The sequence below is a fragment of the Acinetobacter sp. WCHA29 genome (genome assembly GCF_002165335.1).
In the GTDB taxonomy this organism is placed as follows: Bacteria; Pseudomonadota; Gammaproteobacteria; order Pseudomonadales; family Moraxellaceae; genus Acinetobacter.
This window is the reverse complement of the sequence record NZ_NHRQ01000002.1, coordinates 267,263-276,142: the sequence shown is the minus strand read 5'-3', so window position 1 is coordinate 276,142 and position 8,880 is coordinate 267,263. Positions and strand designations below refer to the sequence as shown.

The following is an 8,880-nucleotide window of genomic DNA, read 5'->3' as shown; positions in this document are numbered from 1 at the left end:
CTCTTGAATTAAATAATTTTGCTGATTAATTTAAGATCAAATAAATTGTACGTTTTTTGATTTATGACGGAAGTCTATTGATGATTTCTCAAAGAGTATATGTGAAAACTACACTTATTTACTTAGAAGTTTAGATTATATAGATTGCTATGATTATTCTTCCAAAACATATTTCTATCCTAAAAATCCAAATTTAATTAAAGTCTATTTGAAACGTAAAAATACTGAATCTCAACCTTTTGATTTTATGAAGTTAAGTTTAAGTAAAATTTCTCATTTTGAATCCGACAGAAAACGTAAACAAGTTTTTGAGAAAATCAAACAAATTATTGGGGGTGACAATCAATGATTGAGTTAAACCTACTTAAATTTTTAAATATTGAATTCCCTCTTGGTGAGGAAAATATTATATCGTTCGTAAATACAGCACCTCATAGATATAAAACTTACGAAATTTTAAAAAAAGATGGTAAAAACAAACGTAAAATTGCTCAGCCATCTAAGGAAGTCAAACTATTACAACGTTCAGCTTTAAAATTGCTTGAACCAATTTTACCAATCCATGATTTAGCTTTTGCATATACTAAAAACCGTAGCATCAAGAATAATGCTATGATTCATCAAAATTCTAAATTTATTCTCAAAACGGATTTATCAAATTTTTTCAACTCTATAACACCTAAAATATTGTTAGAGCAAATTCGAAAAACAAATATTTCTGTTTCAAGTAAAAATGAAGAGTTGGTTAGCAATCTATTTTTTTGGAAAGAAACAAGAAAAGATGGTCTCAAGTTAAGTATTGGTGCTCCATCTTCTCCCTTATTGTCAAACTTTATCATGTACAATTTTGACAATAAGATTGTTGAAGTGTGCAAGCAATATGACTGTGCATATTCAAGATATGCAGATGATATTACAATATCTTCCTCTAAGAACTTCTATGAACTAAATTTTCCTTTAATAATTAAAAAAATACTATTAGAAGAGTTTGGAGAAAGTATAAAATTAAACTCAAATAAAACTAAATATATTAGCAAGGCATATCACCGTAATGTAACAGGTATTACTATTACAAATGATGGTAGTATATCAATTGGTAGCAACAATAAACGTTTATTATCTTCAAAAATACACCATTTTAAAAACAACAAAATAAAAGATACTAATGAAATTTTCAAGCTAAAAGGTCAATTATCATTTGCTTTTCATATTAGACCTAAATTAAAGGAACAATTTGAAAAAAAATATGGTAAAGACACCATCTATAAAATACTTAAATATAAATAAGAGAGATTTTCAATCAACTCTCTTAATACACTCTCCGTTAAAAAGTAAAGAGTAACGAGAATCCAATACCATCATTAAATCCCTCTTTCCTAAAGGTGAGAAGCTACGTTTTGCAAGAAGAGACTCCAATTCCTGTTTCCAAACAAAAACCACTTGATACAGATTAAAATTTAGAATAAATCTTTTAAATGACAACTTTTTCTTTCTGTAATATCACTAATCGAATCAACTAAAAGCATATTCTTATTTCCATCACCTCTATAAGCACCAATAACTTCAGCATATACAGGTTTTACCATATCCTTTTCCTTAGATAAAAAGTCTGATACTGCTTTTTCATCACTCCATTCAGCATCTTTTAGTTCATATATATTTCTACTAATATCGCAACGAGTCAAAATCACTTTCTTGTTTTTAACTTCCAACGTCCCAATAAAAATATCCATCACCTCATTTGATTCAATAGACTCAGCAAAAGCAGTCAAAGGATTCAACAACATATACACAATTAAAGCTAATATGAGGTAAATTTTTTTCATTGAAACGCTCCTAACGTGTGATGTGATAAAATACGAAGAAATATTCGACATCCGGTTTAATCAATTCTATTGGTTGAGTTTAGTATATTTATCAGCAGATAGCTGTTTTATATTTTTATTATAAGGCTTCATTAATTTCCACTTTTAAGTAGACATTCGCTCTACAAACAACACACCATCCAAATGATCGACTTCATGCTGAACGATACGGGCAGGAAAACCTTCAAAAGTTTTTTCGACAATTTCACCTTGTAAAGTGTAATAACGTACTTTTACTACTTGTGCACGTTCAACCACTCCACGTTGATCAGGAACACTCAAACAACCCTCTTCTCCCAAACAAGTTGCTTGGGAAAACTCCAAAATCTCAGGATTCACCATCACCACTGCATCCATCTCAGGTGCCTCTGGATAACGTGGGTTTGGTCGGGACGCCACAATAATCACACGCTTGGAAATATAAACCTGCGGTGCTGCAATGCCAACACCATTACGTTCAAGCATGGTGGCATGCATGGCAGATGCTAGTGCCATCAACCATCCACTATTAAATTCCGCATCGGCCACCAATGCCGCTTTCAGCTTTAAAATGTCTTCACCACGCTGTGCCACAGGTAAAATCACACTCATCGCATAACCTTATAATTAATTGTTTTGACCAAATCATGAATAACATCGTATGGGATATTGAATCGGGTTGCCATAATTTTCATTTAAGAATCTTGTCATAGTATATGCACGATAAAAATAACGTATGGCAAATCACAATGAACGCGACCCAGCTTTTTCTTGGTGTGATCTTTAGCTCGATTGGCCTAGGCTATTTTATGTATGGCAAAAAGCAGAAAATGACCGTGCCCCTTGCCTGTGGCCTGATTCTAATGATTTATCCTTACTTTATAGAAAGTACCGCTTTACTCAGTGCGGTTGGTGTCATTCTTGCGCTTCTGCCCTATTTTCTACGCTTCTAAAATAAAAAACTCCCCTCACGGAGAGTTCTTTTATCGCATCTAAATTAAAGGTTTTTCTTTAATTCATCCTCAACAATTTCAATCTCAAGCTGGCTAAACTTGCGAATTTCGCCCTCTGCATGCTTTTCAAGCATTCCACCGATCAAAGGCACTTTCACCTTTACCGTCCAGTTCAGAGTAATGTCTACTTGGTTACCGTTACCTGTTACCTTACGTTCAGCTTTTGCTTCTAAAGGTAAGTTTGCGCCTAGCTCTACAGTTGAGGTTAGATTTTTTAAATCAGTAATATCAGAACGTTTTAAACGGAATGCATTTTTTAATAATTTTTTAGCCACATCTGGGATATTCACATCAAGATTATATTCACGACGTAAGGTATAAATATCACCTTTTACAGCCGATTCAATAATTTCTAAGTTCTCACCTGGAATACGCTTACATACTGCTTCATGCAATGAAGTCATAGCAACTAATCTTGAAAAATCTTCAATTGAAACGCCATGAATTGTTTCATTTACCGTAAATTGATGTGCCATTTTTTAAATTTCCGTTTAGTTTTAATTAAGGTTTCATCATCGCAGCAAATTATATCATTCTCATTTCAATCACAAAATCTGAACATGTAAAAATTAATGACTGCCCGGATTAATAATTTTTATTGTAATGATGTCTTATACCTAATTTTACCGTTACTCGCTCCGTTCGGCTGATATAGAGATAGTGATTGCCATATTCGATGACTGCATAAAACTGCTCAGCGCCATCATCTAATCCTGTAGCAGACCATGTCGCCCCTTGTGGAAACTCATCTAGCCATTCAGCTTTATAAAAATCTGAAACTGAGTCAAATGCGAGATAACTCTCTGGATCAGCCATAATTTTTGCTGCGACTTGATCAAATTTTTGTTGTTTGAATGCTTCTAAACTGAGTAACACGGATGTTCCTATGCCGATAAATATGAAGAAAAATTACAAAAATACAGAGATTCTCTTAGACCCATAGTTTGCTGAGGGATTTCCTATATTTCTAGATTATATTCAGCGTTATCATAGGTTTTAGATGATCGTCCCATTTGCTAGAATAGGTTCAATGTGTTATCAACTGCTTATACTTTTATCTTTTACAACGATAAACTATAAGGAGTAAATATGTCTTATCAAAATATTTTAGTCGCTGTTGATGATTCTCCAATTTCTTATGCAGCAGTTGAACATACACTGTCTTTAGCAAAATTATCAGGGGCAAAAGTGACTGTACTCAGCGTGGTGGCTGTTGATCCATATGTCGGTGTTGATTTTTATCAAGTTGCACCAGCCATTACCGATCATTTTATGCAGGCTGAAGCGCATGCCAAAACCCAACTACAAGATATTGCTCAATCTTTCATTCGCGATGGAATTGAGGTTCAAACCAAAATTCAGCATGGTGCAGCGAGTGAAGGCATTATTTTTATAGCTGATGAAATTGGCGCAGACCTTATTATTATGGGTTCACATGGTCGTACAGGCGTAAAACGCTTATTACTGGGTAGTGTAGCGCGTGCTGTTTTAACGGAATCACATATTCCTGTGCTGATTGTCAAACAATAAACTGAGACAAAATGCAAAGCCTTGTGTGATCGCACAAGGCTTTTTTATTCCCGAAAGCTTTGCCATGTCTCAAAAGCATGTGCGCAATAAAGCTTCAACTTAGAAAACTGAGGAATAATCGCTTCACTCTGTGTCGGTCTTAAAAACACAAAATCATCGACCTGAATATCACAATCATTGGGTACATTGACCAACTCCTGATTACTACTTCGCCCATACAATGCATGTGGATGCGCTTGTTTTGGATAGACATAATTCGCCAGCCAATAGCCGCCATAAATAAACAGTGCCTTATACTTATGTGGCAATTTATCGAGTAAAGACATTGATGGCAGCTGGGTAAAAGGTAAAACTTTTAAGACTGGCGATGCAATCCATAAAGCAGGCTGTAAAGCCTTTAAAAAATCACTGTCAAAATCACTTGGTTTTAAGAGCATTGAACCAAAAGACAAATCATTGCAGACACTTTCAGTGGTATGAAAGCTAAAGGTTGGACTACCACCGCCATTAAAACACAGCGCATCACTCCACAGCGATGGAAACTGCTGTTTAATTAGCTTTTGGTAATCGGCATAGGTCTGCTGTGAGCTTTGATAAGCCAATTCAGGTTTTTTAATGATGGCTGGAATTTTAGTGACATGTGCATCATAGCCCATTAAACCAGAAAGCTTTAAATACTGCGGATACTGTTGAATCAACTTTAATATTTCGACCATCTGTGCTGCCGATTGCACGCCACCACGATGCAAACCAACATCAATCTCAATATTCACATGCAAAGATAGAGCATAGAGCTGAGCAATCTCAAGATACTGTTGTAATCGTTGCTTGGTATCAATCAGCCACTGAATGTTGGCATTTGACCACTCCGCATGCTGATCAAAAAATTGATGGACTGCTTGAGCGGGCATTGGTTTACCCAACAAAATATTGGCTTCGGCAAAATTTTCTAAGATCGAAACAATATGCGGTTGATGAAATACCATAAAGCGTTGCGTATTCAGTTGTTCAGATAGCAACTTAAGTAATTCTAGGCTTGCTAATGATTTCACTACCAAGCGTGCTTTTAAATGTGGTGCATGTGACAAACGCAGTTGTACATGTTGGATATTTTGTTTTAACGCAGCCGCATCTACAATAAGTTGCGGGGTCGCAATCCCCTGTTTTTTTAGGTCAAGATTGAGTTGTTTAAAATAATGATCCAACATGGCTATACCTTTTTTATTTAATCCTGATCCTAAAAAACCATCTTATACAAGGGAATGTCATCTACAACCTGAGTAAGCCAAAGCGACCAAAGCTTTGGCAAAACGCAAGAGTTTAAATGCATCTTATACTTCTTAGGATGAAACCAAAGTAAATCTAGCTGAAAGCTTCACCCTTAATTGGATGAGAACTCGATATGATTCAGTTAAATACTTTCAACTCATAAAAAACTCTATTTAACCTAAAAACAGCTTTTCCAGATAGGGATTTAAAAACTTAGCTTCTGGATCAAGCTGCTGAAGCAAAGCTATAAAATCATCCCACTTTGGATATAAAGCCCGAAGCTGTGTCTTGTTCATTTGATGCATTTTACCCCAATGCGGACGCCCTTGATATTTCTGCAAAATCGGCTCAACCACATCAAAAATCAACTTCGGATCTTGCTTATGATATTGATGTACTGAAATCGAAATCGAGTCCTGCTGATAAAAAGGACTGAGCCAAATATCATCACATTTCACAAAGCGAAATTCGAGCGGAAAAAAGGTGGCGACTTTATACGTTCTTAAAGCATGTAATACTTCATCCAAACACTCAATGCCACGATCCACGGGAATCTGATACTCCATTTCATTGAACTTGGTATTACGCGGTGTTGGAAATATCTTGCTCGACCAATCGACATAGGTGGTTGGTTTGACAAAGATGCCTAATAGTTTCTGTAAATAAGGATTTAGTGACGGAAAGTTTTTGGTCAACTCAGAGCATAAGGTCAGTAAGGTATCATCAGATGGGAAATTCTCTTTCCGCGGTAAAATTGCTTCATCGGTTTCATCCAAAGTTTTCAACATCAACTGCTTTTCATGGGGAAATACAAAACACTCGATATGTCGATGCTGATGCTTCCATTGCTGAATGTTTTGCATCATGTCCTCGACTAGACAAAGTTGAATATGCTCTTTGAGCTTATAGCGAGGACGATTCTGCATAGTGATCTTGGTTAAGATTCCCAAGCTACCCAAAGAAACCCGCCCTGCGGCAAAGATTTCAGAGTTCTCTCTGCGACTGCATTTTAGGATTTCACCAGATGCCGTCAATAACTCAAAAGCTTCAACATAGGCTGAAATACAATGTAAATCTGCACCTGTGCCATGTGTGCCTGTAGAAACTGCACCCGCCAGACTTTGCTGATCAATATCTCCTTGATTCATCAAAGCCTGATTGATGGATTGCTGCTGTAAATGCTGATCTAAATCGTATAAACATGTACCCGCATAAATATTGCTCTGACAGTGTTCTACATCGAAAGATGCAACACCTGAGATTCGATCTAAAGATACTAAGGTCGCATCGGTACACACCAACGGCGTAAAGGAATGCCCTGCACCCACGACTCTTATTTTTTGCTGTTCATAAACAATCGACTGTAATTCTTGAATATTGACTGGTTGTAAAATCTGTTGTGGCTTGGCTTTTTGAAAGCCTGACCAGTTTGTCCAAATGCCTTGTGTTAAATCACTCATACTGCCTCTCCTTGGCTAACGGCAGTTTTTAAATTGCCATGATTGCTGCGTTTTGCGAGTTCGTTTTCTGGAATCGGCTGTGGTCGTGTCATTTCATCGTAATGACGTTTATTTTTTTCTAACAACAATTGTTTTGCCAAATCTTTGAATTTGCTCTGACAAGCTGCCAATGTCCATTGACCAAATAAGGTATGCCCACCCTCATAAGCTTGTTGTTGGTATTCTTCATAGGTCGTGACATAACCCATATAATCATTGCAATACGATGCCAACCAAACGCTTTCAATCGAAGCCTGTGTAGCAAGCGTCTGCTTGACGGTGTCAACCACACGCTGCCCTGCGATGGTGGTAAATTCGCCTGGACAGCAAATTAAAGCCAATTGACCTAATCGTATAATCTGTAATGGAACAACGCTCGGGACTAAAGGACTGTGCTGAATCGCCCCCGCTTTCACTTGTCGGTTCATTTCTGCAATCAACGGATCAAGCATACTCGGTGGAAAACCAATCGGCTGACCTAAAATCTTTTTAGCACCTGCTTCCAGTAAGATCTGTTTTGGTCCTTGAGAGGCATACAATTGCTGATAGTCTGCAAAATCAGCTGCTTTTGAATGCTTGGTTTTCTGTCTGCGAAATTGATCGGCTAAAAACTGCATCCCTTTAATTAAAACTTTTGGCGCACCTAAACCATCGACAGGCGTGCCTGCAAAAAATGCGGTGCCATGACAAGGCTGACTGGTTTTTGCATGCTTTTGCCCAGCTGCAAACTCATCTGGAATCTCAATATTACTCAAATCAACATAGGATAAAACAGCATCGATCTTGCCTTCAACTTTATGTAATTTTTTAGGAATATTGGACTGTAAAGCCGTCAAAGCCAGCTCACTTTGATAACGACCATTTTGTTGTGCGTATTGATATTCCTGCTCGCCTTTAATCTTATTGCGAATCTTCAGCTGATCTTTGCCATGAAAATGCGGTGATACGTCCCCTGCAGTTGCTTGAGCAAAAATCGTGACTGGATTTTGAATCCCTTGCTCAATTAAAGCCTGCTCAGAGAATACGGCTGCATAGCCTTTATTATCGCCATCATAGGCGTTTAAAGAATTTCCCAAACAGGTTGCATGGACACCAAATAATGAAATAAACGACTGTAGTTGTTGCTCACGATAGAAACCGATCAACTGCATTTCTCTGTTCAAGGCTAAATGCGTTGCAGCTTCGGTACGTGGCTGAACTTCTGGATTCCGATTATATGCTTTGATTGAACGATTCCATGCGACAGGTGTCTGTTCTGGAAAATGCTGCGTCCCTAAAAAAATCTCGGTGTCTTGTTCAGATGCAATCGCATTTTGAATACTCAATACAATCGCCTCAACAATGGCAGTTAAATGTTCAGGCACAAAACCAGGGGTTGGCATATTATATAAAGCTTCATAGCCACAACCGCCAGGTCCAGAATGAGTATGAGTAGCCATTAACACCAATTGATTTTCATCAAATGCTAAACCTAGAGTTTCGATGAGTCTCTCTACGATTTGGCTACGCATCGCATGGGTAATACAGCCTAAATCCAGACAGCAAATGATGAGCCGATGCTGCTGCTGATCAACAATACTAAAGCTACGTGCATATAACGCCGTACGTTTTTCATAGGCACGATGTGACCATTGCCCATAGCCAAACATGGCATAGCCTTTTGGGGTAATTTGAATTTCCTGTTTATCCCAACCCACTTGATACATCACGATTTCCTTTCGATTT

10 protein-coding genes are annotated in these 8,880 nt (G+C 37.3%); 3 read left to right on the top strand and 7 right to left on the bottom strand.

The window, feature by feature from the left end; all coding sequences use genetic code 11:
• Positions 1-345 precede the first annotated feature (345 nt).
• A complete protein-coding gene (locus CDG59_RS02755; protein ID WP_087543428.1) occupies positions 346-1,287 on the top strand; it encodes a retron St85 family RNA-directed DNA polymerase in 942 nt (313 codons plus the stop codon).
• A 170-nt stretch (positions 1,288-1,457) separates the two neighbouring features.
• Here the strand turns inward: CDG59_RS02755 and CDG59_RS02750 are convergent, their stop codons facing one another.
• Positions 1,458-1,826 (bottom strand): hypothetical protein, encoded by a 369-nt coding sequence (locus tag CDG59_RS02750; RefSeq protein ID WP_078425424.1) that lies wholly within the window; start codon positions 1,824-1,826, stop codon positions 1,458-1,460.
• A gap of 144 nt (positions 1,827-1,970) precedes the next feature.
• The gene (def, locus tag CDG59_RS02745) at positions 1,971-2,456 is read right to left on the bottom strand and encodes a peptide deformylase (protein WP_087543426.1); all 486 of its coding nucleotides are present in this window, start codon (positions 2,454-2,456) and stop codon (positions 1,971-1,973) included.
• Between the two features lie 137 nt (positions 2,457-2,593).
• On the opposite strand from def, the gene CDG59_RS02740 reads away from it, so the two are divergent.
• On the top strand, positions 2,594-2,797 hold the full coding sequence (locus CDG59_RS02740; RefSeq protein WP_087543424.1) for an amino acid transport protein: 204 nt from the start codon (positions 2,594-2,596) through the stop codon (positions 2,795-2,797).
• 44 nt (positions 2,798-2,841) lie between these two features.
• Here CDG59_RS02740 and CDG59_RS02735 read toward each other — a convergent pair whose 3' ends face one another.
• Together CDG59_RS02735 and CDG59_RS02730 are read right to left on the bottom strand one after the other, a co-directional pair.
• Positions 2,842-3,333, bottom strand: coding sequence for a DUF2505 family protein (locus CDG59_RS02735; RefSeq protein ID WP_087543422.1), 492 nt, complete (start codon positions 3,331-3,333; stop codon positions 2,842-2,844).
• Between the two features lie 109 nt (positions 3,334-3,442).
• Positions 3,443-3,733 (bottom strand): hypothetical protein, encoded by a 291-nt coding sequence (locus CDG59_RS02730; protein WP_087537195.1) that lies wholly within the window; start codon positions 3,731-3,733, stop codon positions 3,443-3,445.
• Positions 3,734-3,946: 213 nt separating this feature from the next.
• On the opposite strand from CDG59_RS02730, the gene CDG59_RS02725 reads away from it, so the two are divergent.
• The gene (locus CDG59_RS02725) at positions 3,947-4,387 is read left to right on the top strand and encodes a universal stress protein (protein WP_087543420.1); all 441 of its coding nucleotides are present in this window, start codon (positions 3,947-3,949) and stop codon (positions 4,385-4,387) included.
• 44 nt (positions 4,388-4,431) lie between these two features.
• Here CDG59_RS02725 and CDG59_RS02720 read toward each other — a convergent pair whose 3' ends face one another.
• The 3 genes from CDG59_RS02720 to CDG59_RS02710 form a co-directional block, all read right to left on the bottom strand.
• Entirely contained in the window at positions 4,432-5,595 is a 1,164-nt protein-coding gene (locus tag CDG59_RS02720; protein WP_087543418.1) for an alanine racemase, read from the bottom strand.
• A gap of 234 nt (positions 5,596-5,829) precedes the next feature.
• Positions 5,830-7,116, bottom strand: coding sequence for a D-arabinono-1,4-lactone oxidase (locus CDG59_RS02715; RefSeq protein WP_087543417.1), 1,287 nt, complete (start codon positions 7,114-7,116; stop codon positions 5,830-5,832).
• On the bottom strand, positions 7,113-8,861 hold the full coding sequence (locus CDG59_RS02710; RefSeq protein ID WP_087543415.1) for a neutral/alkaline non-lysosomal ceramidase N-terminal domain-containing protein: 1,749 nt from the start codon (positions 8,859-8,861) through the stop codon (positions 7,113-7,115). Before CDG59_RS02710 ends, CDG59_RS02715 begins: the two co-directional genes overlap by 4 nt.
• Between the last annotated feature and the right edge of the window lie 19 nt (positions 8,862-8,880).